This is a genomic window from Neisseria subflava (assembly GCF_003044935.1).
GTDB classification, from domain to species: Bacteria; Pseudomonadota; Gammaproteobacteria; order Burkholderiales; family Neisseriaceae; genus Neisseria; species Neisseria subflava_E.
Genome location: NZ_POXP01000001.1, coordinates 653,956 through 678,119, shown reverse-complemented (window position 1 = coordinate 678,119; position 24,164 = coordinate 653,956). Strand labels below are relative to the sequence as shown.

General features: G+C 49.6%; 25 protein-coding genes. 9 read left to right on the top strand and 16 right to left on the bottom strand.

Annotated elements, in window-relative coordinates:
• Nucleotides 1-26 precede the first annotated feature (26 nt).
• From DBY95_RS03300 to DBY95_RS03270, 7 genes are all read right to left on the bottom strand, one after another.
• Entirely contained in the window at nt 27-1,730 is a 1,704-nt protein-coding gene (locus DBY95_RS03300; RefSeq protein ID WP_107723371.1) for an AMP-binding protein, read from the bottom strand.
• Between the two features lie 15 nt (nt 1,731-1,745).
• Entirely contained in the window at nt 1,746-2,501 is a 756-nt protein-coding gene (locus DBY95_RS03295; protein ID WP_107723370.1) for a hypothetical protein, read from the bottom strand.
• A gap of 40 nt (nt 2,502-2,541) precedes the next feature.
• On the bottom strand, nt 2,542-3,081 hold the full coding sequence (locus DBY95_RS03290) for a hypothetical protein (protein WP_107723369.1): 540 nt from the start codon (nt 3,079-3,081) through the stop codon (nt 2,542-2,544).
• Nucleotides 3,082-3,153: 72 nt separating this feature from the next.
• Nucleotides 3,154-3,402 carry an acyl carrier protein gene (locus tag DBY95_RS03285; protein WP_049344238.1) on the bottom strand — a complete coding sequence of 83 codons (249 nt, stop codon included), beginning with the start codon at nt 3,400-3,402 and terminating at the stop codon, nt 3,154-3,156.
• Between the two features lie 12 nt (nt 3,403-3,414).
• On the bottom strand, nt 3,415-3,675 hold the full coding sequence (locus DBY95_RS03280) for a phosphopantetheine-binding protein (RefSeq protein ID WP_003680822.1): 261 nt from the start codon (nt 3,673-3,675) through the stop codon (nt 3,415-3,417).
• Complete coding sequence (locus DBY95_RS03275; protein WP_049344240.1) at nt 3,672-4,430, bottom strand: lysophospholipid acyltransferase family protein; 759 nt, start codon at nt 4,428-4,430, stop codon at nt 3,672-3,674. The genes DBY95_RS03280 and DBY95_RS03275 overlap by 4 nt, the downstream gene beginning before the upstream one ends.
• Nucleotides 4,427-5,188, bottom strand: a complete 762-nt coding sequence (locus DBY95_RS03270; RefSeq protein WP_070735124.1) for a beta-ketoacyl synthase chain length factor — start codon at nt 5,186-5,188, stop codon at nt 4,427-4,429. Before DBY95_RS03270 ends, DBY95_RS03275 begins: the two co-directional genes overlap by 4 nt.
• A gap of 110 nt (nt 5,189-5,298) precedes the next feature.
• Between DBY95_RS03270 and DBY95_RS03265 the strand changes: the two genes are divergently transcribed.
• The 3 genes from DBY95_RS03265 to DBY95_RS03255 all read left to right on the top strand — a co-directional run bounded on the left by DBY95_RS03265 (nt 5,299) and on the right by DBY95_RS03255 (nt 7,810).
• A complete protein-coding gene (locus DBY95_RS03265; protein ID WP_199903849.1) occupies nt 5,299-5,787 on the top strand; it encodes a thioester dehydrase in 489 nt (162 codons plus the stop codon).
• Nucleotides 5,788-5,852: 65 nt separating this feature from the next.
• Nucleotides 5,853-6,581, top strand: coding sequence for a 3-oxoacyl-ACP reductase FabG (gene fabG, locus DBY95_RS03260; protein WP_107723368.1), 729 nt, complete (start codon nt 5,853-5,855; stop codon nt 6,579-6,581).
• Nucleotides 6,575-7,810: a beta-ketoacyl-ACP synthase gene (locus tag DBY95_RS03255; protein WP_107723367.1), complete on the top strand. Its 1,236-nt coding sequence runs from the start codon at nt 6,575-6,577 to the stop codon at nt 7,808-7,810. The genes fabG and DBY95_RS03255 overlap by 7 nt, the downstream gene beginning before the upstream one ends.
• Before the next feature lie 94 nt (nt 7,811-7,904).
• On the opposite strand, the gene DBY95_RS03250 is transcribed toward DBY95_RS03255, so the two are convergent.
• The 6 genes from DBY95_RS03250 to rluD all read right to left on the bottom strand — a co-directional run bounded on the left by DBY95_RS03250 (nt 7,905) and on the right by rluD (nt 12,665).
• Nucleotides 7,905-8,429 carry an RDD family protein gene (locus DBY95_RS03250; RefSeq protein WP_107723366.1) on the bottom strand — a complete coding sequence of 175 codons (525 nt, stop codon included), beginning with the start codon at nt 8,427-8,429 and terminating at the stop codon, nt 7,905-7,907.
• A gap of 91 nt (nt 8,430-8,520) precedes the next feature.
• Nucleotides 8,521-8,940, bottom strand: coding sequence for a hypothetical protein (locus tag DBY95_RS03245; RefSeq protein WP_107723365.1), 420 nt, complete (start codon nt 8,938-8,940; stop codon nt 8,521-8,523).
• 146 nt (nt 8,941-9,086) lie between these two features.
• Complete coding sequence (gene holA / locus DBY95_RS03240; protein WP_107723364.1) at nt 9,087-10,088, bottom strand: DNA polymerase III subunit delta; 1,002 nt, start codon at nt 10,086-10,088, stop codon at nt 9,087-9,089.
• The gene (gene lptE / locus DBY95_RS03235; protein WP_003680809.1) at nt 10,088-10,567 is read right to left on the bottom strand and encodes an LPS assembly lipoprotein LptE; all 480 of its coding nucleotides are present in this window, start codon (nt 10,565-10,567) and stop codon (nt 10,088-10,090) included. The genes holA and lptE overlap by 1 nt, the downstream gene beginning before the upstream one ends.
• A 120-nt stretch (nt 10,568-10,687) precedes the next feature.
• Nucleotides 10,688-11,458, bottom strand: coding sequence for a peptidoglycan editing factor PgeF (gene pgeF, locus DBY95_RS03230; protein ID WP_107696894.1), 771 nt, complete (start codon nt 11,456-11,458; stop codon nt 10,688-10,690).
• Nucleotides 11,459-11,540: 82 nt separating this feature from the next.
• Nucleotides 11,541-12,665, bottom strand: coding sequence for a 23S rRNA pseudouridine(1911/1915/1917) synthase RluD (gene rluD, locus DBY95_RS03225; RefSeq protein WP_107723363.1), 1,125 nt, complete (start codon nt 12,663-12,665; stop codon nt 11,541-11,543).
• Between rluD and DBY95_RS03220 the strand changes: the two genes are divergently transcribed.
• From DBY95_RS03220 to pflA, 5 genes are all read left to right on the top strand, one after another.
• Nucleotides 12,664-13,467: an outer membrane protein assembly factor BamD gene (locus DBY95_RS03220; protein ID WP_003680807.1), complete on the top strand. Its 804-nt coding sequence runs from the start codon at nt 12,664-12,666 to the stop codon at nt 13,465-13,467. The genes rluD and DBY95_RS03220 overlap by 2 nt on opposite strands.
• A gap of 324 nt (nt 13,468-13,791) precedes the next feature.
• Nucleotides 13,792-14,949: an ATP phosphoribosyltransferase regulatory subunit gene (locus tag DBY95_RS03215; RefSeq protein WP_107723362.1), complete on the top strand. Its 1,158-nt coding sequence runs from the start codon at nt 13,792-13,794 to the stop codon at nt 14,947-14,949.
• A 43-nt stretch (nt 14,950-14,992) separates the two neighbouring features.
• Nucleotides 14,993-16,291, top strand: coding sequence for an adenylosuccinate synthase (locus DBY95_RS03210; protein WP_199903848.1), 1,299 nt, complete (start codon nt 14,993-14,995; stop codon nt 16,289-16,291).
• Between the two features lie 302 nt (nt 16,292-16,593).
• Nucleotides 16,594-18,879 carry a formate C-acetyltransferase gene (pflB, locus tag DBY95_RS03205; protein WP_107723360.1) on the top strand — a complete coding sequence of 762 codons (2,286 nt, stop codon included), beginning with the start codon at nt 16,594-16,596 and terminating at the stop codon, nt 18,877-18,879.
• A 139-nt stretch (nt 18,880-19,018) separates the two neighbouring features.
• A complete protein-coding gene (pflA, locus tag DBY95_RS03200) occupies nt 19,019-19,825 on the top strand; it encodes a pyruvate formate lyase 1-activating protein (RefSeq protein WP_107723667.1) in 807 nt (268 codons plus the stop codon).
• Nucleotides 19,826-19,890: 65 nt separating this feature from the next.
• On the opposite strand, the gene DBY95_RS03195 is transcribed toward pflA, so the two are convergent.
• Nucleotides 19,891-21,603, bottom strand: coding sequence for a proline--tRNA ligase (locus DBY95_RS03195; RefSeq protein WP_107723666.1), 1,713 nt, complete (start codon nt 21,601-21,603; stop codon nt 19,891-19,893).
• A 301-nt stretch (nt 21,604-21,904) separates the two neighbouring features.
• Complete coding sequence (locus tag DBY95_RS10555) at nt 21,905-22,075, bottom strand: hypothetical protein (protein ID WP_004519914.1); 171 nt, start codon at nt 22,073-22,075, stop codon at nt 21,905-21,907.
• A 24-nt stretch (nt 22,076-22,099) separates the two neighbouring features.
• On the opposite strand from DBY95_RS10555, the gene fghA reads away from it, so the two are divergent.
• Complete coding sequence (fghA, locus tag DBY95_RS03190) at nt 22,100-22,948, top strand: S-formylglutathione hydrolase (RefSeq protein ID WP_107723359.1); 849 nt, start codon at nt 22,100-22,102, stop codon at nt 22,946-22,948.
• 95 nt (nt 22,949-23,043) lie between these two features.
• Here fghA and recA read toward each other — a convergent pair whose 3' ends face one another.
• Nucleotides 23,044-24,090, bottom strand: a complete 1,047-nt coding sequence (recA, locus tag DBY95_RS03185; RefSeq protein WP_003680794.1) for a recombinase RecA — start codon at nt 24,088-24,090, stop codon at nt 23,044-23,046.
• Between the last annotated feature and the right edge of the window lie 74 nt (nt 24,091-24,164).

The window sequence follows — 24,164 nt, the reverse complement described above, 5'->3', positions numbered from 1 at the left end:
TTCCACTAAAAAGTTAATAGGTATATTCAGACGGCCTCAAATACAATCCGTCCTGATGCACACGGATGCTCTCCGTTGTTGATTTTAAAGCTTAGTTTATTTTTACCTTCATCAAATTTCAGCTCTACCGACACTTCATCATGAGGACGGATAAACTGCTGATATTTTAGATTTTCGATGCGGATGACACGCTGTTTGCCCCATAGCTTGGGCGCGATCAGGTTGCGCACCCATTGCAGCTCGACCACGCCGGGAACCAGCGGGAAGGTGGCAAAATGGCCACCGAAATAAACCAAATCCAAAGGCACGCGCCCGATAAAAGTTTCAGTATTGGTTTCATCGTCAGATGATGTTTTCGACCAAACGGGCGAAGTTTGGGCAACGGTAAAGGCCGTCTGAAAATCCGCCGCAGCGATTTTGGCTTGGGCATTACGTGGCAGGTTGTCGGTAAAACGCCAGTAACGCGGCAGGGCAATGGTGTCCTGCGTGGCGGCCAGATGGCGTTTGAGCGTATCGGCAACCGCAGCACGGCCTTTTTCGCGCAAGGCGGCGATACCGTCTGCGTTCAATGCTGCCCATATGGCAATGCGTTGATGCTGCGGATGACGGCCGCAGTGGGCGTCGGCAATCCAAGGGTGTTGTAAAAGTTCGTGTTCGATTTGGGTCAGCGACACGCGTTTGTCCTCAAATTTAATAATGCGGTCTTGACGACCGAGTAACAGAAAACCGTCATCTTGCGGCTCGATCAAATCGGCTGTTTGGCGGCGCTCGGGCGACCAAGGCGAAGAAGCCCACAGTGCGCCTTCTTCGTTTTGTCCGATTTCCACGCCTTCGAAAGGCTGCCATTCTTGGCGTTCGCAACGTGAGGCAATCACGCCGGTTTCGGTACTGCCATAAACTTCAAACGGGCGGACGGCAGCCTGTTGCAGCAAATCCGCCGTGGCTGCGGGCAATGCGCCGCCAGCCGAGACAATGCCTGCAATTTTATGGCCGATACTTTGCCAGTTGCGGTTTTCACCCAAGCGGTTGAGTACGGCCGGACTGGCAATCCAAACCACTTTATCATGTGCGGCTGTGCTGGAAAGCAGGTTTTCCGGATAAACCGCCTGCTGTCGCTCCATAGTCCAACCCATTGTCAACGCGAGTGCGAAGCGGAATGTGAAGCCGTAAAGATGCTGCGGAATCACGCTGCCGATCACGGTTTCACCGTGTTGTCCAAATGGCAGCGTATTTGCCAAAGTCAGGGCTTCTGCCTGCATTTGCGCGGCGGTTTTCACAATAATTTGCGCTTCACCGCTGGATCCTGATGTTTTCAGCCATGCTTCGGCATGGTCGGGAATCAGATGGTTTTCAGGATAGGTGCTCAGTCCTTCCGATTCTGTTTGAGTCAATACATCAGGCAAGTGCCAAATGTTCAGGCCGTCTGAAGACAGCTTTTTATCTGTTGAATCCGTTAAAAACGCTTCTGCCGTTTTTCCCCACTCCAAATTGTCTTGCGCCAAATTGGGCAATAATAAAACCTTTCCGCCAGAATGCCACACTGCCAACACGGCACAGGCAAACAGCGCGGCATCGTCAAACCACAACGCGGCAGTTTGCACGTCTGCCTGTTTCAGACGGCCTGACAGATGAAAAACCGCACGGTTGAAATCAGCACGCGTCCAATTCGGATGGGCGGCGATAAGGTCGTGTTGGGGTAGATCGGAGGATAGGATTCGGGTTAGGTGCATGATGGTTCTAAGGTTTTATAATTTTGATGTATTTGCCTTGGTATCTTCTTTGAATTGGGCCAAGCATTCATCGTATTGTTTATTTGTCGTTTGGCGTACCAATTCGTAATCATTTGCTTGCCATTCTTCCAATGAATGGCTTTCACTTCTTTTGAAACAATGGAGTAAGCGATCGGTTTTGCCACTTTGTCCGTCTACCAAAAGGCTGACTTCATTGTTTAGAAAGAATCGGTCTCGTTTATTAAATTTTTCATAAACCAAATAGAAACGGCCCGGTTGGACAAATAGTTTTTTATTGGCACTATTGCTTTTAAATGACCGTTTTGCCGCCCAATCGAGAACTTTGGGGGAGAATTGTTCAAAAACAGGATTCGCAAAATTCGGTTTAATGGGCTTCCCGCTTAAACTGTGTTTGCCCAGCAGGTCAGGGCCTTCATATGCAATATGACCGCTACTACCGGCAAGAATGAATAATGCAAAAGTTGCTGTAAATGCGGCTGTTTGTGCAGCCCTTGCTTTTACCGTATTGGATTTCCGAATAATCATCAAATTCATGCTGCTGGCTGTAGTATCGTCAGAATAACGATTGTGTATTCGGTCAATGACGGTCAGGTTTCCCGAGCGCGTTTTGATGGTATGGCTGGCAACTTCCGTATAATTTTTCTTGTATTCGGCTTCTGCCTTTTCTTCAGGAGATAAAGGCGTTTTAGATGTCGAAGAACATGCGGTAAATATGAAGGAAATCAGAGTAAATAGGATAATTTTTTTCATTTATGGTTATTCGTCTAATTGATGAAATATTTTTAATGGTTTAAACCTTCAAAACCAATTTCCGATAAATCCACTCTCCGGCAAATAAGATTCCCATTAACACATAAGACACGATGCCCGTATAAGCCGCCCACCAGTCGTAATATTGCAAGCCAGCCAAAATGGCGGCGGTTGCGCCGTTGAAAATGAAGAAGGCGCACCAGATTTGCGTAACGCGCCGAGTGTGGCGCACGCCTTCGGGCGGCAAATCGGGGTGTTGCAGTCGGGCGAGGCGTTCGATAACGGTTTGTTTGGCAAACAGGCTACCACCGAAAACGGTAAGCATCAGTGCGTTGACGGCGACAGGATACCAATACATCGAGTCAGGCCGTCTGAAAACCAGTACCGCTGCAAAAAAAGTAGCAAGGATAATCGCCGTAATGCGTTGTGCTGTAGTTTGCGGCATGGCGGCGCGTATCAGCCATAACACACACATAGCCGCTGCAAGCCAGAAAAATGCGCCGTTTTCCCTGCCGTAATACCATAGGAGCGGATAGGCAAGACTGGCGAGGGCTAGTAGGAGTTTTCCTAATATTTTCATGGTTGTGATTGATTTTCAGACGGCCTTGCCGATTGACAAGGCCGTCTGAAAATATGCTGATTCAAAGCGGAATCAGGAATCTTGTTGTACTTTCAAAACCGCTTGAACCACGTCTTCTACGGTACGCACATTGCGGAAGTCTTCGGCTTGCAGTTTGCGGCCGGTTTCGCGTTTGATGTGGTCGATAAGGTCGATGGCGTCGATGCTGTCGATTTCCAAATCTTCGTAGAGGTTGGTTTCGGGTTTGATGCGTTCCGGTTCGATTTCAAACAGGTTAACTAGTGCATCGGTCAGCAGGGCGCGTACTTCTTGTTCGGTCATCTTCTCTCTCCCTTATGCTTGGCGGCTCTTGACGAACTCGGCCAGTGTTTTGACGTTGGCGAAGTTTTCGCGCAGGTTGTCGTTTTCACCGTCGAGCTGGAAGCCGAAGGTTTTTTGTACGGCCAAACCAAGTTCCAATGCATCAACCGAATCCAGACCCAGGCCGTCGTCGCCGAAAAGCGGATCTTCGCTGCCGATGTCGGCAACAGTAATGTCTTCCAAGCCCAAGCTGTCGATGATTAATTGTTTGATTTGGTTTTCTAAATTGCTCATGTGGTTTTCCTTGTAAAATAGTCTTGCAGGTATTCGTTTAAACGGCGTGCGGCGATGGGCAGGGGTTTTTCTGCCAGCCATTCTTCCGGCAGGATGTCGTCGCCGACGGTAATTTCATAATGAATTTTTTGTGGCGGGATTTTGTACCACGGCTGCCCCTTTTTAAAATTGGGCGGCGTCATCTTGATGCACACGGGCGTGATGACTGATGCACTGCGCAAACCGAGTGATACGGCGCCACGGTGCATTTTAACCTGTCCGTCCCAACCTGTGCGGGTGCCTTCGGGAAAAATTAGTAGGCTTTGCCCACTTTTGAACACGGCATCGATTTCTTCCAGCATTTCCATACTTTCATCGTTGGGGATGTAGCCTGAAGCGATAATCTGGCTTTTCATGCTGGGGTTGTGCAACAGGTCTTTTTTAACCAGTACGTTTGGCTCCGAATAATGGCTGATCAGCAAGACGACATCCAAAAGCGAGGGATGGTTGGCAAGAATAAGCTGGCCGGGCCTGCCGAGTTTTTCCAAGCCGTTGAAGCGGACGCTCAATACGCCTGACCATTGCAGGTAGCCGACGAAGAAACGCCAAACTTTGCCTATCATGCGCCTTGCTTCAAGTTGACGTTTGATGTCGCCTTTGGTCGATTTGAGCGTATAGGGCAAAAGTGCGATTTTGAACAATACGCCTGCAACGCCGAAAAGGATAAAGCCGAAGAGTGTGGCAAAAAAGCGACGGAAATAGTCTAAAGTCTTCATGCGTTTTTCTGCCAGTGCCAGTTTCTACCGATATAGTGTTGCGTGTGTTGTCGGCCGTCTGAAAGCAGGAAGCGTACCCACTCCAAGCTGCTCCAATAGGGCTCGACTGTTGTATCGTTAGGATTTTCAGACGGCCTTTCAGATGTGGTTTCCAAGCTTAAGGTATAGTCTTCGCCTTTTGTGATGACCAGTGCCAATGCATAGGCAAACGGCGCACGGGTAGCCAAGACGGGATAGTCTTCAGACAACGGATCATCGGCGACAATTACTAAAACAGATGGCGCGCCGTCTTGTAAAAGCGCAAATGCCTCGGTCAGCGCGGTTTCAAAGGAATCGGCGGCAACGGCCAACGCGGTATGCTCGCTCATGTCTTTACGCAACATCGACCATTGCCCAATCGTTGCGTTGTGGACGGACAGGCCGAATGAGGTCGGCGAGACGGTATGCGTGTTCAAAAGCTCTTGCCATAATTCAAAGCTGCGGTTGCTTTCGCCGTCGTGCGAAACGTAAACCGGTACACTTTCAGGATATTGGTCGGCCAGATTCCATGCAGCATCACAAACCAAGCGTGCCGCTTTTCCCAAGCGGCGGCGTTGCATAGGCGGCAAAAAGGAGAGCGCGGGTTTGCACTCCGGCAGGGATGCGGTATCGAGTTTTCCCTGCGCCCAGTCCTGCCATTGCTCCGGCGTACTGATTTTGCTGGAGGAGGCCTGCCATGCGGCGATATTGAAGCTGAAACGGCAAACGTTTTGAGGCATGATGTCTTTCAATGTTTTACATTTTCATACATTGTAATGAAATGGGTTAGTAAAAGCTAGGCTCTGTTATAATGCATATTGTAACGTAATTTATTCCCGGATGACATTTTATGCCTTCAATACCGAGTGCCCCGATTTATGATGTGACTTCGCTGCTTCCGCACAGCGGACATATGGTGCTAATCGATTGTGTGAAAGAATTTGGCGATGACTACACGGTTTGCCGTGCGCCGGTTGGCGACAAGCATATTTTGCTGCAGGATGGTGTGTTGCCGTCTATGGCTTATATGGAATTGATGGCGCAGGGCATAGGCGCGTTTGCAGGCATTGAGGCTTTAAAGGCTGGAGAGCCTGTCCGTTTGGGTTTTTTATTGGGAACGCGCAAGCTGGATTTGTTTGCCGATTCCGTGCCTGTCGGTACTGAGCTGGAAGTCAGGGCGCATGTGTCCATTCAGGATTTGGGCGGCATGGGCGTATTTGATTGCGAGTTGCGCTGGACGGATGCGCCGGAAGATGTGAAGCATCTGTTGCCGCCGGACGGTTTGCTGGCAAAAGCTTCTTTAAATGTGTACAGTCCGAAAGACGGTCAAATCATTTAAACCGTTTACAAGGCCGTCTGAAAAGACAAAGATTCAGACGGCCTGTCGATATAGTGAGAAAACGTATGAGTGAAACTATTTTAATTACAGGGTCTAATCGCGGTATCGGCAAAGCCGTCGCGCTTGGTTTGGCTCAGGACGGCTTTGATATTGTCGTCCACTGCCGCAGCCGTCGCGATGAAGCAGAAGCTGTTGCAGAAGAAATCCGTGCATTGGGTAGAAATGCGCGCGTGTTGCAGTTTGACGTGTCCGACCGCGAAGCCTGCCGAGAAATTTTGACTGCCGACATTGAGGCAAACGGCACATATTACGGCGTGGTACTGAATGCCGGGCTGACGCGCGACAATGCGTTTCCTGCGTTTACAGATGATGATTGGGACTTGGTGCTGCGTACTAATTTGGACGGTTTTTATAATGTGTTGCACCCTTTGACCATGCCGATGATCCGCCGCCGAAAAGCCGGACGGATTGTGTGCATGGCGTCGGTGTCCGGTTTGACGGGCAATCGTGGTCAGGTCAATTACAGCGCGTCCAAAGCGGGTTTGATCGGCGCGGCAAAAGCCTTGGCGGTTGAGTTGGCAAAACGTAACATTACCGTCAACTGCGTGGCACCGGGTCTTATCGATACCGATATTATCGATGAGAACGTACCTGTCGAAGAAATTTTAAAGGCCGTCCCTGCCGCGCGTATGGGATTGCCTGAGGAAGTGGCGCATGCGGTGCGCTTTTTGATGGATGAAAAAGCGGCGTACATTACGCGCCAAGTGATTGCTGTGAACGGAGGTTTGTGTTGAATACTAGAAGAGTCGTTGTAACAGGTATCGGCGGTATTACCGCTTTCGGCCGTGATTGGCAAAGTATTCAGACGGCCTTTAAAGCCGAAAAAAACGCGGTCAAATACATGGACTGGAGCGGACGCTTTCCTGAATTGGAAGCGCAACTGGGTGCTCCGATTGAAGGCTATTCTCCTCCCGAACACTGGACGCGCAAGCAGCTTAGAAGCATGGGTCGCGTATCGCATTTGTGTGTCGATGCGGCGGAGCAAGCCTTGACGGATGCGGGTTTGCTGGGTGATGAAAGCATTACAGACGGCCGTATGGGCGTGGCGTGCGGTTCGTCTGTCGGCAGCACCAAAGACATCGGCGATATGGGCGAACTTTTGATAACAGGCACATCGCGCAATTTCAACGCCAATACTTATGTGCGTATGATGCCGCATACGACTGCCGCCAATATTGGCATTTTCTTCGGTTTGAAAGGCCGCATTATCCCGACTTCGAGCGCGTGTTCTTCCGGCAGCCAAGGCATTGGTTATGCCTACGAAGCGATTAAATACGGCCTGATTGATATGATGCTGGCCGGCGGCGGCGAAGAATTTTGTCCGTCCGAAGTTTATGTTTTCGATTCACTTTATGCCGCCAGCCGCCGTAACGGCGAGCCTGAGCTGACGCCGCGCCCTTACGACAACGCTCGAGACGGCTTGGTCATCGGCGAAGGCGCAGGCATTTTCGTATTGGAAGAATTGGAACACGCCCGTGCGCGCGGTGCGAAAATCTATGCCGAACTCGTCGGCTATGGTGCCAACAGCGACGGTAGCCACGTTACCCAACCGCAAAAAGAGACCATGCAAAAATGTATGGAGCTTGCGCTGAAAGACGCCGGTATTACGCCTGATAAAGTCGGCTATGTCAGCGGCCACGGTACGGCGACCGAAAAAGGCGATATTGCCGAAACATTGGCTACTGAAGCGGTGTTTGGTTTTATACCGATGAGTTCGCAAAAAAGCTACCTTGGTCATACACTCGGCGCGTGCGGCGCATTGGAAGCCTGGTTTACCATTGAAATGATGAACAATGGTTGGTTTGCGCCGACCGTCAATTTGGAAAACATCGATCCGCGTTGCGGCAAGGTGGATTATATTCAAACGGGCGGACGTGAGATTCAAACAGATTATGTGGTCAGCAATAACTTTGCTTTTGGCGGCGTCAATACTTCGCTGGTGTTCAAACGTTGGCAAGAATAATCATCGCTTGATTTCATGATTAAAGGCCGTCTGAAACTTATCTTGAGTTTCAGACGGCCTTTATTTCATTTAGGGCTTGAGATGCTTGCGAATTTTATTCGTTTGTTTTCTTCTGATTTAAATCCACCAGCCTTGTTCCGGCCAAGAAGTCATAGAGGAACTGGCGGTCGGGATGGAACAGGGCAAAGCCCCATGGTAGGATGAGCCAAATAAGCGCGGCGCCGAATGCGCCTTTGGGCGGTATATTGAGCAGATGACGCAATCCGGCGTAGGCAAATAGGGGAATGAAGACAATAAAAATGCTAGCCCAAATAAAGCGCAGGCGCAGTTGCGGCAGTTGCGGCTGGGTATCGTTTTTATCGGCTAAGCCGATTTTCCATGTCTGCATGGCGAGGGTTTGGCCTTTTTTGTGCCAGTTGGCGCGGAAGTAGAGCCACCATGCGTAGAACAGAATCAGACAGGTTGTCAGCATGGACAGGCGCGTGGAAACGGGATTGAGAAAGATGGCGACAATGCCGGCTGCAAGGGCAGCAATGCTGGTCACGGCGCCGGTCAGCAGAAGTTCGTAAACCAGTGCGGCAAGGCGGCGTTTGAGAGGGGCAGTGGGAAGACGGGTCATAATGCGATGGAAACGGAAATGGGTTTGATGGAAATAAAAACAGGCCGTCTGAAACGGAGTGGGATGTTCAGACGGCCTGTTACTGTCGGGATTAGCGATGTGGACGTTTTTGACCGCGTGCCTGTTGGGCAGCCATTTGGTTCATTTCCTGACGGGTCGGACGTTTTTTGAAGATGGCGTGCGCTTCGTCAACGGAACATTTTTGCGACAGGCAAACCAAGGTAATCGCGTCTTTTTGATGTTGACCGCCACTGTGGTACATGCGGCGCAGGTTGGCTTCGTTGATACGGCCTTTTTCCGGATCGATGTCGAATTTTTTCAGGCGCTCGAGGAATTGGCGTTGCTGACGGCGTGAAGTCCAAACGAAACCGCCTGCAGCAGCGGCTACGATGATGACGGACAACAGGATGGCCAGCGGCCATGAATCGACGATCAGAACGATGATGAGGCTTAATACGGCAGTGGTCAGCAGGGCCAGACCGCCGATGCGAAGTTTGGTTTTATTATCCATATGGTTGGTGTTTCCTTGTTTTTTGCTGGAAGAGGCCGTCTGAAATGCGAGGTTCAGACGGCCTGAATTTAAGTTTACGCTATTTTACAGTATTTTCTGTTTTTGGGGCGTATTGCGTGCAAGTTTCTTGACGCGAGGCAACGGTTTCAAGCGGCCAACGAAGTAACGAGTTGTTTGAACTCGGTCCATGCATCGCCTTCTTCCGCGCCTTTGATGATGCGGTCGATTTTGGCGCAGGTTTTGAGCGCGTCGAGCAGGCGGTTGATGGAAATGCGTTTGGCCGCCATCGGTGCAAGGGTCTGCTTGTCGCCCCATAAGCGCAGGCTGTTGCGCAGGCTTTGGATGTTTTGGCCTTGCTTGAGTGCGGCAGTGAGGCGGATTAGGGTGCGGATGTCTTCGGCAACCGCCCACAACAGCAAAACCGGCTCTTCGCCTTCTTCTTCCAAACCGTCCAGCAAACGGGAAACGCGCAGGGCATCGCCTTTCATCCATGCGCCTGACAGTTGGAATACGTCGAAGCGGGCGACGGTAGCAACTGCGGCTTCTGCGTCGGCAATATTGATTAAATGGCCTTGAGGATGGAGCAGGGCGAGTTTTTCGATTTCCTGACGGGCGGCCAAAAGATTGCCTTCGACGCGCTCGGCAAAAAGGGCGAGTGCTTCAGGCTCGATATCCAAACCCTGCTGTTTAAGACGGCCCTGTATCCATTGCGGCAAAGCATGTGGCGCAACGGCTTTGGCTTCTAAGACGATGCCTTTGCCTGCCAATGCGGAAAACCATTTGGACTGGATTTGCGCTTTTTCAAGCTTGGGCAGTAGGATGAGCGTAACCGTATCTTCGGGCAGGCGTTCGGCGAAGGTTTGCAGGGCATCCCCTCCGTTTTTGCCGGGTTTGCCGTTGGGAATGTGGATTTCCAGCAGTTTCAAATCGGCAAACAAACCTGCGCTGCCGGCACTTTGCAACAGCTCGTTCCAGTCAAAATTGTTTTCGGCGGTATAGACTTCGCGGTTGAGATAACCTTGTTTTTTTGCGGCTGCGCGCAGCGTATCCAAAGCCTCGATGCGCAACAAATCCTCTTCGCCGTGGATGATGTACAACGGTTTGAGCGGCGTATCGGGGCGCAGGCTCTCAATGGGCGCGGCAGCCATTATTGCGCCTTCAGGAAAGTCAGGCGGCGGACGATTTGATCTGCAGCATCGATGCGCATTTCAGACCAAATGGTTTCTTCCTCTTCCTGTTTGCCCAAAACTTCGCTGTCGGCGTAGTCCATGGTGCGGTGAACCTTGACTTCCATCGGTTCGCCAACCGGCTCGCCGTTGCGGAAGGCTTGGGCTTTGACAGTCATGGCTAGCAGGTATTCATTGATTGCGGCGGCGCGGGTGATGGTGTAGATGTCACGGCGTTTTTGAAAGTCGACAACGCGCAGGGTGATTTGTGATTCGGCTTCGCTAACCGGATGGCCGTCGGCACGGCGTAAGGCATTTTCCAGCGCTTTTTGCATGACGGCTCCGCCTTCTACATGCCAGTTCTGATAAGGCAGCGGCTGAGAAGTCACACCAGTGCCTTTCAGGTGGAAACCGCAAGAGGCAAGCAAGAGGGCGAGTGCAGGCAATAGGATTTTTTTCATTGGATATTCCTTCGTTGAAACCGGTTACGGTATCGTCGGATTATAACGAATAATGTTTAGGCCGTCTGAAACTGTAAACGGAAAGTATTTCAGACGGCCTTGTCTTTGATGGCGAAAATCTTATTTTTCCAACCAAATCAGGCTGACCATGCGGCCGGTTTGCCCGTCGCGGCGGTAGGAGAAGAAAGTATCGCGTTCCAAGACGGTGCAATGGGTACCGCCATAAATCATGTTCACGCCTTCGCGGTGCAGAATTATGCGCGCCAAAGCGTAAATGTCGGCAAGGTATTTGCCGCCGCCGATGTCTTCAAACGCATCGACAGCTTCCGGCATAGGTGTGCAAAACGCATCAAATACATCTTGTCCCACCTCAAACGCATCAGGGCCGATGGCAGGCGCGAGATAGGCCATGATTTCCAGCGGCTCGACATTCATTGCCGCAATGGTGTTTTGCAAAACGCCGCCAGCCAAACCGCGCCAACCTGCATGAGCTGCCGCAACAACGGTCCCTACTTTGTCGCAAAACAAGACAGGCAGGCAATCGGCAGTCATTGAAGCGCAGGCGACCGTACCCGTCGTATCAACCGAGGCATCGGCGTCGGGCGTATTGCCTAACGCTTCAGCTGCGTTCACAACAATGGTGCTGTGGATTTGATTGAGGTAGGCAACGGGCAGGCCGACTTGTTCCTGTACGATTTCGCGGTTGCGGAGCACGGCTTCCAGATTGTCGCCGACGTGCGAACCGACATTCAGGCTACGGTACACACCTTCGCTGACACCGCCGTTGCGCGTGGTAATAAGCGTTTTAACATTGGCAGGGGCAGGCCAGTCGGCAGTCAAAAAGTTCTTGCCTTGCGGGGCGAGGTTTAGGGTATCTGTGATGGTTTTCATAATCTTTAAATCGCTGAAATATTGGAACGGATTGATTTCAGACGGCCTCAAATAATATTTTAGGCCGTCTGAAACTATGGGTTTAATCCCTTACATAAACGACTTCGACATCGTAGTCGTCTTCATTCCAATCATCATCATCGTCCATGCCGAATTTCTCTTGCCATTCTTCCTCGTTGCTTAGGGACGAATCCAAACCGGCTTCCAGACGCAGGACGGAGAGCAGGTGGTACATATCGTCAGGCATAGGCGCTTCAAAGGAAACGGTTTCGCCGGTTTTTGGGTGTACAAAGCTCAAGCGGTAGGCATGCAGGGCTTGGCGCGCGCCGAGGGCTTTGATGGCTTCTTTAACCGCATCGCTGCATGGATGGCGCAGGTTGCCGTAAACAGGATCGGCGGCCAGCGGATGGTTGGCTTCGCGCATATGAACGCGGATTTGGTGCGTGCGGCCGGTTTCGAGCGAGCATTCGATGTAGCTGTGCGCCAGGTAACGTTCCAACACTTTGACGTGGGTAATGGCAGGTTTGCCGCCGAATTTGACGACTGCCATTTTCAGGCGGTTGTGCGGATCGCGGCCGATTTGGGTTTCGATTTTGCCGTCGAAAGGAACAATGCCGTTGGCGACTGCGCGGTAAATGCGTTTGACTGTGCGCTCTTGAAGCTGTTGAACCAGTGAGTTTTGCGCCGGCAGGGTCTTGGCGATCACCATCAGGCCGCTGGTTTCTTTGTCCAAACGGTGTACGATGCCCGCACGTGGTACTTGGCTTAATTCGGGACAATGCGCCAACAGGCCGTTGAGCAGGGTGCCGCTCCAGTTGCCTGCGGCAGGATGGACGACCAATCCAGCCGGTTTGTTAATGACGATGACGGTATCGTCTTCATAAATAATGTCCAAATCCATCGGTTCAGGTGTGAACGCAAGGTTTTCTTCGCTCGGACGTACCGTAACGGCAATCAATTCACCGCCTATCATTTTATCTTTGGGTTGAGCAGGCTTATCGTTTACAATGACTGCACCCTCTTTAATCCACGAACTCAGGCGGCTGCGCGAGTAGTCGGGCATGAGTTTGGCCAATACAGCATCCAGCCTTCCGCCCGCCATTTCGAGCGGAACGGTCAAATTAACACAACTTTCTGTTTCAGGGGATGACGGAAAGTCTAAATCATCGCTATAATCGGCTTCGTTATCAAAGGAAGTATTCTGCATGAAAAAAATTCTTTTAGTAGTTTCTTTAGGTTTGGCACTGAGTGCCTGCGCAAATAAAGGCACAATCGATAAAGACGCCCAAATTACTCAAGATTGGAGTGTGGAAAAGCTTTATGCCGAAGCGCAAGACGAATTGAACAGCAACAATTATACGCGAGCTGTCAAGTTATACGAAATTTTAGAATCCCGTTTTCCAAACGGCCGCTATGCCCAGCAGTCTCAGTTGGATACGGCGTATGCCTATTATAAAGACGATGAGCCGGAAAAAGCCTTGGCTGCCATTGCGCGCTTCCAACGCCATCATCCGCAACATCCGAATATGGACTACGCGCTGTACTTGAAAGGTTTGGTTCTGTTTAACGAAGACCAGTCTTTCTTGAACAAGCTGGCTTCCCAAGACTGGTCCGACCGCGACCCGAAAGCCAACCGCGATGCTTATCAGGCGTTTGCCGAGTTGGTTCAACGTTATCCAAACAGCAAATACGCTGCCGATGCAACCGAGCGTATGGCCAAGCTGGTGGACGCTTTAGGTGGTAACGAGATATCTGTGGCGCGTTATTACATGAAACGCGGTGCTTATGTCGCAGCGGCCAACCGTGCGCAAAAAATTGTCAGCCGTTACCAAAATACACGTTACGTCGAAGAAGCTTTGGCGATGATGGAATTGGCATACAAAAAACTAGACAAGCCGCAACTGGCTGCTGATACACGCCGTGTTTTGGAAACCAACTTCCCGCAAAGCCCGTTCTTGCAACACGAATGGCGATCTGACGATATGCCTTGGTGGCGTTACTGGCGCTAAGCGTCGGGTTGTTCAGGCATGAATTAAGGCCGTCTGAAAATGATGCAGCTATGCATTTGGTTTTCAGACGGCCTTTGTTTTTAATGTTTTTTTACGCTCTCTGTAAACAGGGTGCAAAATTCGTTTTAATATGGTAAAGTCTGATTTTAATAACTCGACGGTTTGAAGCCGTTACTTAGGGGCTGTTTAAATTTAAAATCAGTTTTGTTGAAGCCGCATCGGATTTGCCGTTGACGCATTCAGGAAAATTTCAGTCGTCAGGCTGATTTGGTTTTAAATTTAAGCAGCCCTTTATGTTTACAAAAAAAACAGAGGTAGATTCTCATGAAGTCTTGGCAGCTTCCTGAACACGTTGCCGACGTGTTACCGACCAATGCCCGACAACTGGAAAGCGCCCGTGAGCAGCTGTTGGCTTTGTTCCGCGTGCATGGTTATGAATTGGTGCAACCGCCATTGATGGAATACAGCCATTCCTTATTGACACATATCGATGCCGGTTTGTCTTTGAAAACTATTTTGGTCGTCGATCAGCTTAGCGGCCGCCAGCTCGGTATCCGCGCGGATATAACGCCGCAGGTTGCGCGTATTGATGCCCACTTGCTTTCTGCCAACCAAGGCATCAACCGTTTATGCTATGCCGGTTCGGTGCTTCATGCGCGTCCTGATGGATTGCTCAATATGCGCGAGCCTTTGCAGGCGGGTGCGGAAATGTACGGCTTGGAAGGCATTGAAGCGGATATCGAATTGATTGATTTGATGCTGAAAAGCATGAAGATTGCCGATATGGGCGAAGTTTTGCTTTCATTAGGCCATATCGGCGTATTCCGTGCTTTAGCAAATGCCGCGCATTTGGATGAGCAGCAATCGGCAACCCTGCTGTCATCGATGCAGGACAAGGATGCTGAGGCTGTCAGCCAGTTGGTCAAAGAGTGGAAACTTGATGGCATGTGGGCAAAAGCGTTTTCATTGTTGCCCCGACTGTACGGTGGTCATGAAGTGCTGACTGTGGCTAGAGAAAAATTACCGGAATTGTCCGCAGTCAGTGCGGCCTTGGATGAATTGCAGGCGGTATGCGATGCGTTTCCAAATCAAAAAGTGCATATCGATTTGTCGGAACTGCGCGTTGACAATTACCACACCGGTTTGCTTTACGCGGCTTATGGTTCAAACCGTCATGATGCCGTGGCACGCGGCGGCCGTTATGATGGATTGGGCGGATACTTCGGACGCGCGCGTCCTGCGGCCGGATTCAGTTTTGATTTGCGCAGCTTTATCGGCCGCCTTCCTGCTATCGGACGGGAATCCGTGGTGGCTGTCGATGTAAAAGACATGCCTGCGGCTCATGAAGCGGTAGATGCTTTGCGCGAACAGGGACAATGTGTCGTTATCGATTACGGTATCGGCTATAACGGTTCGGAAGAGGTTACAGGCCGTCTGAAACAGGTAGACGGCGTTTGGAAAGTAATCGCTTTGAACGATTAAGTTTTATTTTGAAATTTTGTATCTGAAATAAGGTTAGATGGCTATGGCTAAAAATGTTGTCGTAATCGGTGCCCAATGGGGTGATGAAGGCAAAGGTAAGATTGTTGACTGGCTGGCGGAAGAAACCAGCGGTGTTGTACGTTTCCAAGGCGGCCACAATGCCGGCCATACTTTGGTTGTCGGTGGCAAAAAAACCATTTTGCGCCTGATTCCAAGCGGCATTTTGCACGAGACTTTGGACTGCTTCATCGGCTCAGGTGTTGTCGTTTCTCCTGAAGCATTGTTGGGTGAAATCGACGAATTGAACGCTGCCGGTGTGAAAAACGTCGAAGGCCGTCTGAAAATTGCGCCGACCTGCCCATTGATTCTGCCTTACCACATTGCGCTTGACCAAGCACGCGAAGCTTCCCGCGGTAAAAGCAAAATTGGTACAACCGGTCGCGGCATCGGTCCGGCCTATGAAGATAAAGTTGCCCGTCGCGCGATTCGCGTGGTGGACTTGTTGCACCCTGAAAAACTGGTTGAGAAACTGGAAGCTGTTTTGGCTTATTACAATGTCCAGTTGCAACACCTGCACAATGCCGAGCCGGTAAAAGTTGAAGACGTGATGGCGGTCATTGAAAAAGTTGCACCGCGCATTACGCCGATGATTACCGATGTTTCCCGTGTTTTGAACGAGAAAAACCGCAAAGGCGAAAGCCTGTTGTTTGAAGGCGCGCAAGGTACGTTGCTGGATATCGACTACGGTACTTATCCGTTTGTAACTTCCTCCAACTGCTTGGCTGGTGCCGCTTCTGCCGGTGCAGGCGTAGGTCCGCAAATGCTGGATTACGTTTTGGGTATCGTTAAAGCCTATACCACCCGTGTGGGTTCCGGTCCATTTCCGACTGAATTGTTTGACGAAGTGGGCGCAGGTTTGGCAGAGCGCGGCCATGAGTTCGGTTCTGTAACCGGTCGTGCGCGTCGTTGTGGCTGGTTTGACGCAGCTGCTCTGAAACGCTCTATTCAAGTTAACGGCATTTCTGGCATGTGCATTACCAAGCTGGACGTGATGGATGGTATTAAAAACATCAATATCTGTGTAGGTTATGAATTGCCTGATGGCAGCAAAACTGACATTCTGCCTTGCGGCTCCGATGCGGTAGAAACCTGCAAACCGATTTATGAAACCATGCCGGGTTGGAGCGAGTCGACTTTCGGTGTGAAAGAGTACGACAAGCTGCCTGAAAACGCTAAAGCTTATCTGAAACGTATTGAAGAAGTTTGCGGTGCGCCTGTGGCTATTGTTTCAACCGGTCCTGATCGTGAAGAAACCATCGTTCTGCACCATCCGTTTGCTTAATTGATGAAGTGAATAAAAGGCCGTCTGAATTTTCAGACGGCCTTTTATATAAAATGCAATAAAAATTCAGCCCTGAAGAACACCTGTCTTCAGGGCTGAATTTTGTATTTTACGCTGTTTTTAAGTACGAATGTTTGGAAAGTGAGATGTAGTGCTAAGTAACAATTATTCTCATTGACGTAAATCAAGAAAAACCAAATCTGTAATTTTATTTCATAAAAACCCCTGTAAATAAATGGGTATTGATGTTATCCTTTCAGAAAATTTACAGTCTATATTTTCAATAAAATTAGGAGCTTGATATGTCAAATGATGTTCAGCAACGTCCAGCCGCTTGGGAAGGTTTTGTCGGTGGCAACTGGGAAACCAACGTAGATGTCCGCGATTTTATTCAAAAAAACTACATGCCATATGAAGGCGATGCCTCTTTCTTGGCACCAGCAACCGAAGCCACAACCAAACTGTGGGCGGAAGTGATGGAAGGCATCAAGGTTGAAAACCGTACGCATGAGCCGTATAAAATCGACGCGCAAATCGTATCCGGTATTACCAGCCATGCTCCAGGCTATATCGACAAAGATTTGGAAACCATCGTCGGCCTGCAAACAGACGAGCCTTTGAAACGCTCTATCATGCCGTTTGGCGGTTTGAAAATGGTACAAGATGCGTGCAAAGTGTACAACGTTGAATTGAATCCTGAAGTCAGCGAAATTTTCACCAAATATCGCAAAACCCACAACCAAGGCGTATTTGACGTTTATACGCCCGACATCCGCCGCTGCCGTAAATCAGGTGTGATTACCGGCCTGCCGGATGCTTATGGCCGCGGCCGTATTATCGGCGACTACCGTCGTGTTGCATTGTACGGTATCGACTTCTTGATGAAAGACAAACTCAACCAGTTCAACTCACTGCAAGCCGATTTGGAAAACGGTGTGGACTTGGAAGAAGTGATCCGCCGTCGTGAAGAAATCAACGAACAATACAAAGCCTTGGGTCAAATGAAAGAAATGGCGGCTTCTTACGGCTACGACATTTCCGGCCCTGCAAAAAATGCACAAGAAGCCATCCAATGGACTTACTTTGCCTACCTCGCTGCCGTTAAATCTCAAAACGGCGCAGCGATGTCCTTCGGCCGTGTATCTTCATTCTTGGATATTTACATCGAACGCGACCTGAAAAACGGTGTGATTACCGAAACCCAAGCGCAAGAATTCATTGACCACTTGGTGATGAAACTGCGTATGGTCCGTTTCCTGCGTACGCCGGAATACGACCAACTCTTCTCCGGCGACCCGATTTGGGCAACCGAATCTATCGGCGGTATGGGTTTGGACGGCCGTACCTTGGTAACACGCACCAACTTCCGCGTGCTGCATACCCTGTACAACATGGGCCCGTCTCCTGAGCCAAACATCACTGTATTGTGGTCAGAACAACTGCCGCAAGGCTTTAAAGAATTCTGCGCCAAAGTATCCATCGATACTTCGTCCATCCAATACGAAAACGACGATTTGATGCGCCCTGACTTCAATAGCGACGACTACGCCATTGCCTGCTGCGTCAGCCCGATGGTGGTCGGCAAACAAATGCAGTTCTTCGGCGCACGTGCTAACTTGGCTAAAACTCTGCTGTACGCAATCAACGGCGGCGTGGACGAGAAATCTAAAGAGCAAGTTGGTCCGAAAACCGAGCCGATTATGGACGAAGTTTTGGACTACGACACTGTCTTTGAGCGCATGGACAAATTCATGGATTGGTTGGCAACCCAATACGTTACCGCGCTGAACATCATTCACTACATGCACGACAAATACAGCTACGAAGCTGCATTGATGGCATTGCATGACCGTGATGTGATCCGTACGATGGCATGTGGTATCGCCGGTCTGTCTGTGGCTGCCGACTCTTTGTCTGCCATTAAATACGCCAAAGTAAAACCGATTCGTGATGAAAATGGCATTGCCGTTGACTTCGAAATCGAAGGCGAATACCCACAATTTGGTAACAACGACGACCGCGTTGACGATATCGCCTGCGATTTGGTTGAACGCTTCATGAAAAAAGTGGCAACCCACAAAACTTACCGCAACGCCACTCCGACTCAGTCCGTACTGACTATTACCTCCAACGTTGTTTACGGTAAGAAAACCGGTAATACTCCAGACGGCCGCCGTGCAGGCGCTCCGTTTGGTCCGGGTGCAAATCCGATGCACGGCCGTGACGTCAACGGTGCAGTCGCTTCATTGACTTCCGTAGCCAAACTGCCATTTGAGTTTGCAAAAGACGGTATTTCTTATACCTTCTCCATTATTCCTGGCGCGTTGGGTAAAGACGAGCATTCTCGCGAACGCAACCTTGCCGGTTTGATGGACGGTTATTTTCACCATGAAGACGGTATTTTGGAAGGTGGTCAACACTTGAACGTCAACGTTTTGAATCGCGAGACTTTGGAAGATGCGATGCACAATCCGGAGAAATATCCGCAGTTGACCATTCGTGTGTCCGGTTATGCGGTTCGCTTCAACTCGTTGACCCGCGAACAACAGCTTGACGTGATTACCCGTACGTTCACAGAAACCATGTAATCCGGGTGGCGAAACAAACCAGAAGTTAAATTTGCATTTGGTTTGTTTTGAAACAAAGCTCCAAGGCCGTCTGAAATGTTCAGACGGCCTTTATTATCGTACAATTCACATCAGCAAAATTATTTTTGAGCCGAACATTATGTCCACGACTTTTGCCATCACTCCCGAGCCGGAACTGAAAAACCTTGGCCACCGTCACTATAACGGCAAAGGCATTATTCATTCGATTGAATCTTGCGGCGCTGTCGATGGTCCGGGTTTGCGCTACGTGCTCTTTTTGCAAGGTTGCCTGATGCGTTGTCTTTATTGCCATAATCGCGACACATGGGATCTCCATACCGAGCAGGCGCAGGAATTAGACGTGGCAACTGTGATGAAGCAGGTCATGACCTATCGTCATTATCTGCGTGCGACAGGCGGAGGCGTAACGGCAACAGGCGGCGAGCCGTTATTGCAATATGAGTTTGTACGCGATTGGTTTACGGCCTGTCGGGAACACGATATTCATACCTGTCTCGACAGCAATGGCTATGCTTTGCACTATGATTCGATTTTGGATGATTTGCTCGATCATACCAATTTGGTCATGCTCGACTTAAAACAAATCGATCCTGAAATTCATAAAGTGCTTGTCGGTATCCCTAATACCAAAACGCTGAAATTCGCGCGCTATCTTGCCGAACGCAATCAGCCGACGCGGATTCGTTATGTGGTTGTTCCAGGCTATACCGATGATGAGCGTTCAGCGCATTTATTGGGCGAGTTTATCGGTGATATGGATAATGTCGAAATGGTCGAGCTTTTGCCGTATCACGAATTGGGCGCACATAAATGGGCTTTGTGCGGCGATGAATACAAGTTAAAAGGGGTACATCCGCCGCCTAAAGAAACCATTTTGAAAATCAAAGAAATATTAGAGAGCTACGGAAAAAACATTATTTATTAAAACAGAAAAAGGCCGTCTGAAACGAAATAATCAGTTTCAGACGGCCTTTTCATTATTGAAAAGACTTAAGCGTTCAATGCGGCCAAAACCTTGGCGACAACTTCTGATACCGCAACGGCTTGAGCCTGATTGTCACGGCGCTCGGCATATTCGACATTGCCTTCTTTCAATGCGCGATCGCCGATCACGATGCGGTGAGGAATACCCAACAGCTCAGAGTCATTCAGCAATACGCCCGCACGTTCATCGCGGTCATCCAACAATACATCCGCACCGGCAGCCAAAAGCTCGGCATAGATTTTGTCAGCGGCTTCGCGCACGGCGTCTGATTTTTTGTAGTTCATCGGCACGATAACGACTTCAAACGGCGCCATTGCTTTGGTCCAAACAATGCCTTTTTCGTCGTTGTTTTGTTCGATGGCGGCGGCCACAACGCGGGTAATACCGATACCGTAGCAGCCCATTTCCATGATTTGGGATTTGCCGTTATTGTCCAAGAAGCTGACATTCATGGCTTGGGTATATTTGTCGCGCAATTGGAAGACATGGCCGACTTCAATACCGCGCGCCAGTTTCAGACGGCCTTGTTCGTCGGGGCTGATATCGCCTTCGATGACATTACGCAAATCGACAAATTCAGGCTCGTCAGCATCTCGGCCGAAGTTGAAGCCGGTATAGTGGTAGTCGTCTTCGTTCGCGCCGATAACCCAATCTGCGCCTTTTTCGGTAGCGAAATCCGCATAGACTTTACCGTTGAAGCTGACAGGGCCGAGAGAGCCACCGTTTGCGCCGAACTGTTCAATAATCGCGGCAGGGCTTGCCATGGTCAGTGGTGATTTCACGCCGGCCAGTTTTTCTGCCTTAATATCGTTAAATTCATGGTCGCCACGCAACAGCAACAGAACAAGTTCGCCTTCGTTTTCGCCTTCGACCACGATGGATTTAAGGGTTTGTTCAACCGGAATATTGAGGAATTCAACCAAAGACTCAATGGTTTTGACGTTTGGCGTATGTACTTTGGTCAACTCGGCCTGAGCAGCGGCGCGTTCGCCTTTAAGCGGCAAAGTCGGCGCCAGCTCGATATTGGCGGCGTAATCGGAAGTGTCGCTATATGCAATAACGTCTTCGCCGCTTTCAGCCAATACTTGGAATTCGTGAGAGCCGGTACCGCCGATGCTGCCGGTATCCGCGGCAACAGGACGGAATTCTAAACCCAAACGGGTGAAGATACGGCAATAAGCGTCGTACATATCTTGATAGGTCGTCTGAAGCGAGGCATAGTCGGCATGGAAGGAATAAGCATCTTTCATGACGAACTCGCGCGCGCGCATCACACCGAAGCGCGGACGTACTTCATCGCGGAATTTGGTTTGGATGTGGTAAAAGTTTTTTGGCAGTTGTTTGTAGCTGTTGACTTCTTTGCGCACGATGTCGGCAATGACTTCTTCGCAAGTCGGACCCATACAGAAATCGCGGTCATGACGGTCTTTCAGGCGCAGCAGTTCTTTACCATAAAATTCCCAGCGACCGGATTCCTGCCACAGTTCGGCAGGTTGTACCACCGGCATCAGCAGCTCCACGCTACCCGCGCGGGCCATTTCTTCACGCACGATATTTTCAACTTTGCGCAATACGCGCAGACCCATCGGCATCCAAGTATAAAGACCGGATGCGTTGGCTTTGATCAAGCCGGCACGAATCATCAGCTTGTGGCTGGCAAGTGCGGCTTCGGCAGGGGCTTCTTTAAGGGTAGAAATGAAGAACTGGGAGGCTTTCATGGCGTATTTTTCTTTCTTAAAAATAAGTGCGTATTGTAACGCAAAATGTATGGCCGCGTGTCTTTTGAATGGCATCTGATGAAATCGGCCGTTGTTTTACGCAGCTTTTGATTCGGGGTGATTTTTAGGGATGTCAACCCTAATTTATGCACAAAGCCGCATAACCTTGTTTTACCTATAAATTTTCACTGTATGATTATAGTAAAATCTTATAAATATAACCACTTGATTTTATTATATTTTATTTGATTAAATTTTAGTCAATTTAAGACTTGGTTTGTTCCTAAAGAAAATTTTACGATTACCCAAAGCTTATCAACAGATTTATCCACAGAGATTGTGTATAGATTTTAAATGCTGTCGGCGTAATGATTTCGCATGATTGGCAAGCCTTGTTTAAAGCAGATTGGGTTGCCTTAAAAAGATGGGGCAACAACACGATGAGCAGGTTTTGCGCTAACATTCTGCTCATTGTTGTTTCCTTACAAGGAATAAAATGAAAAATTCAGAATTGCATTTGCTGGAACGCAGAAAGATGTTTAACGGGTATCAGGAACGGTACCGCCATTTTTCTCAAACCTGCCGGACGGATATGGTATTTGATGTCTATCTGCCGCCACAAGTCTTAAAAGGCTATCCCGCGCCTGTTTTATATTTTCTTTCCGGCTTAAATAGCGATGGTTCTGAATTGGTTCAACAAAGCGGGATCCAACGTTTTGCGGCGCAATGGAATATTATCGTGGTTTTCCCGGATACCTCGCCACGCGGTCGGCATGTTGCCGACAGTGAGGAACATTATCTTGGACAGGGCGCCGGATTTTATGTCAATGCAACTGAAGCACCTTGGGCGCAGCATTACCAAATGGAAAGCTATATCAGCCAAGAATTGCCTGATTTGATCGAGCATCATTTTCCGGTAACGCAAGAGCGCAGCATTGCAGGTTTCAGCATGGGCGGGCATGGTGCGCTGCAGTTGGCTTTGAAGCATCCCGGCCGATATGCTGCGGTTTCAGCCTTTGCGCCTTTATGTCATCCTATCGATACGGAAGGCGGCAGGCAGGCGTTTTCGGCTTATTTGGGCCAAAACGTGGAAACGTGGAAACGCTATGACAGTACAGAGCTGCTTCAGACGGCCTCGCATAAATTGCCTGTTTTGATTGATGTCGGCAGTGAAGATGCTTTGTATCCTGAAGTCCTGCAACCGGAAGGGTTTGTCCGCTCCGCACGAGAAAAAGGTTTCAATATCCAATATAAAGTACGTCCGGGCTATGGGCATAACTATTTCTTTATTGCCAGCTTTATCGATTCGCATATTGAGTTTCACGCTCAGGCATTAGGGCTTTAAGCAGTATTGAATAAAAGGCCGTCTGAAATCCGATTAATGGTCGGATATCAGACGGCCTTTATTTGGTCTTTTTTAACCTTTTATTTCAAACAGGCTTATTCCTCAGGACGTTCTCCGTCGGTATCGTCCAATTTGCCTTCGGTAATATCGACATTGATACCGACTGCCGCACGGATTTTGGCATCGATTTCGTTGGCGATATCAGGGTTTTCTTTCAGCCAAACGCGTACATTGTCTTTACCTTGGCCGATTTTTGCGCCGTTGTAGCTGTACCATGCACCGGATTTTTCAACGATGTCATGTTTGACGCCCAAGTCGATCAATTCGCCTTCCCAGCTGATGCCTTCGCCGTAAAGAATATCGAATTCGGCTTGACGGAATGGAGGCGCAACTTTGTTTTTGATGACTTTGACTTTGGTTTCGTTACCAATAACGTCATCGCCTTTTTTAATCTGACCGGTACGGCGGATGTCGAGGCGGACAGAGGCATAGAATTTGAGCGCGTTACCGCCGGTCGTGGTTTCAGGGCTGCCGAACATCACACCGATTTTCATACGGATTTGGTTAATGAAAACAACCAATGTATTGGTGCGTTTGATGTGGCCGGTCAGTTTGCGCAGGGCTTGGCTCATGAGGCGGGCTTGTAGGCCGACATGGCTGTCGCCCATTTCGCCTTCGATCTCGGCTTTAGGCACAAGTGCGGCTACGGAGTCGACAACAACCATATCGATACCGCCTGAGCGTACCAATGTATCGCAGATTTCCAATGCCTGTTCGCCGGTATCCGGTTGGGAGAGATAGAGTTCTTCGACTTTTACACCGAGTTTGCGGGCGTAAATCGGGTCAAAAGCATGCTCGGCATCGATGAATGCACAGATGCCGCCATTTTTTTGGCATTGGGCAATGGCTTCGAGACAGAGTGTGGTTTTACCGGAGGATTCCGGGCCGAAAATTTCAACCACGCGGCCGCGGGGCAGACCGCCAACGCCGAGTGCCAAGTCCACGCCGAGGGAGCCGGTGGAAATAACATCAAGGTTTTCTTCCTGTTGGCTGCCGTCCATTTTCATGATGGAGCCTTTGCCGAAGTTTTTTTCGATTTGGGCAAGGGCGGCGGCTAAGGCTTTGCTTTTTTCGTCTGACATGTTTTCTCTCCGAAAGGAAATATGAATCGCTAAGAATTTATTTAGCTATTATCGCATAAATTAAGAAAAAGTAT

What these genes read in the sequence shown, in the direction of transcription:
- DBY95_RS03300 (WP_107723371.1), bottom strand. Translation starts at nt 1,730, where the DNA reads ATGCACCTAACCCGAATCCTATCCTCCGATCTACCCCAACACGACCTT.
- DBY95_RS03295 (WP_107723370.1), bottom strand. Translation starts at nt 2,501, where the DNA reads ATGAAAAAAATTATCCTATTTACTCTGATTTCCTTCATATTTACCGCA.
- DBY95_RS03290 (WP_107723369.1), bottom strand. Translation starts at nt 3,081, where the DNA reads ATGAAAATATTAGGAAAACTCCTACTAGCCCTCGCCAGTCTTGCCTAT.
- DBY95_RS03285 (WP_049344238.1), bottom strand. Translation starts at nt 3,402, where the DNA reads ATGACCGAACAAGAAGTACGCGCCCTGCTGACCGATGCACTAGTTAAC.
- DBY95_RS03280 (WP_003680822.1), bottom strand. Translation starts at nt 3,675, where the DNA reads ATGAGCAATTTAGAAAACCAAATCAAACAATTAATCATCGACAGCTTG.
- DBY95_RS03275 (WP_049344240.1), bottom strand. Translation starts at nt 4,430, where the DNA reads ATGAAGACTTTAGACTATTTCCGTCGCTTTTTTGCCACACTCTTCGGC.
- DBY95_RS03270 (WP_070735124.1), bottom strand. Translation starts at nt 5,188, where the DNA reads ATGCCTCAAAACGTTTGCCGTTTCAGCTTCAATATCGCCGCATGGCAG.
- DBY95_RS03265 (WP_199903849.1), top strand. Translation starts at nt 5,299, where the DNA reads ATGCCTTCAATACCGAGTGCCCCGATTTATGATGTGACTTCGCTGCTT.
- fabG (WP_107723368.1), top strand. Translation starts at nt 5,853, where the DNA reads ATGAGTGAAACTATTTTAATTACAGGGTCTAATCGCGGTATCGGCAAA.
- DBY95_RS03250 (WP_107723366.1), bottom strand. Translation starts at nt 8,429, where the DNA reads ATGACCCGTCTTCCCACTGCCCCTCTCAAACGCCGCCTTGCCGCACTG.
- DBY95_RS03245 (WP_107723365.1), bottom strand. Translation starts at nt 8,940, where the DNA reads ATGGATAATAAAACCAAACTTCGCATCGGCGGTCTGGCCCTGCTGACC.
- holA (WP_107723364.1), bottom strand. Translation starts at nt 10,088, where the DNA reads ATGGCTGCCGCGCCCATTGAGAGCCTGCGCCCCGATACGCCGCTCAAA.
- lptE (WP_003680809.1), bottom strand. Translation starts at nt 10,567, where the DNA reads ATGAAAAAAATCCTATTGCCTGCACTCGCCCTCTTGCTTGCCTCTTGC.
- pgeF (WP_107696894.1), bottom strand. Translation starts at nt 11,458, where the DNA reads ATGAAAACCATCACAGATACCCTAAACCTCGCCCCGCAAGGCAAGAAC.
- DBY95_RS03220 (WP_003680807.1), top strand. Translation starts at nt 12,664, where the DNA reads ATGAAAAAAATTCTTTTAGTAGTTTCTTTAGGTTTGGCACTGAGTGCC.
- rluD (WP_107723363.1), bottom strand. Translation starts at nt 12,665, where the DNA reads ATGCAGAATACTTCCTTTGATAACGAAGCCGATTATAGCGATGATTTA.
- DBY95_RS03215 (WP_107723362.1), top strand. Translation starts at nt 13,792, where the DNA reads ATGAAGTCTTGGCAGCTTCCTGAACACGTTGCCGACGTGTTACCGACC.
- DBY95_RS03210 (WP_199903848.1), top strand. Translation starts at nt 14,993, where the DNA reads ATGGCTAAAAATGTTGTCGTAATCGGTGCCCAATGGGGTGATGAAGGC.
- pflB (WP_107723360.1), top strand. Translation starts at nt 16,594, where the DNA reads ATGTCAAATGATGTTCAGCAACGTCCAGCCGCTTGGGAAGGTTTTGTC.
- pflA (WP_107723667.1), top strand. Translation starts at nt 19,019, where the DNA reads ATGTCCACGACTTTTGCCATCACTCCCGAGCCGGAACTGAAAAACCTT.
- DBY95_RS03195 (WP_107723666.1), bottom strand. Translation starts at nt 21,603, where the DNA reads ATGAAAGCCTCCCAGTTCTTCATTTCTACCCTTAAAGAAGCCCCTGCC.
- DBY95_RS10555 (WP_004519914.1), bottom strand. Translation starts at nt 22,075, where the DNA reads ATGAGCAGAATGTTAGCGCAAAACCTGCTCATCGTGTTGTTGCCCCAT.
- fghA (WP_107723359.1), top strand. Translation starts at nt 22,100, where the DNA reads ATGAAAAATTCAGAATTGCATTTGCTGGAACGCAGAAAGATGTTTAAC.
- recA (WP_003680794.1), bottom strand. Translation starts at nt 24,090, where the DNA reads ATGTCAGACGAAAAAAGCAAAGCCTTAGCCGCCGCCCTTGCCCAAATC.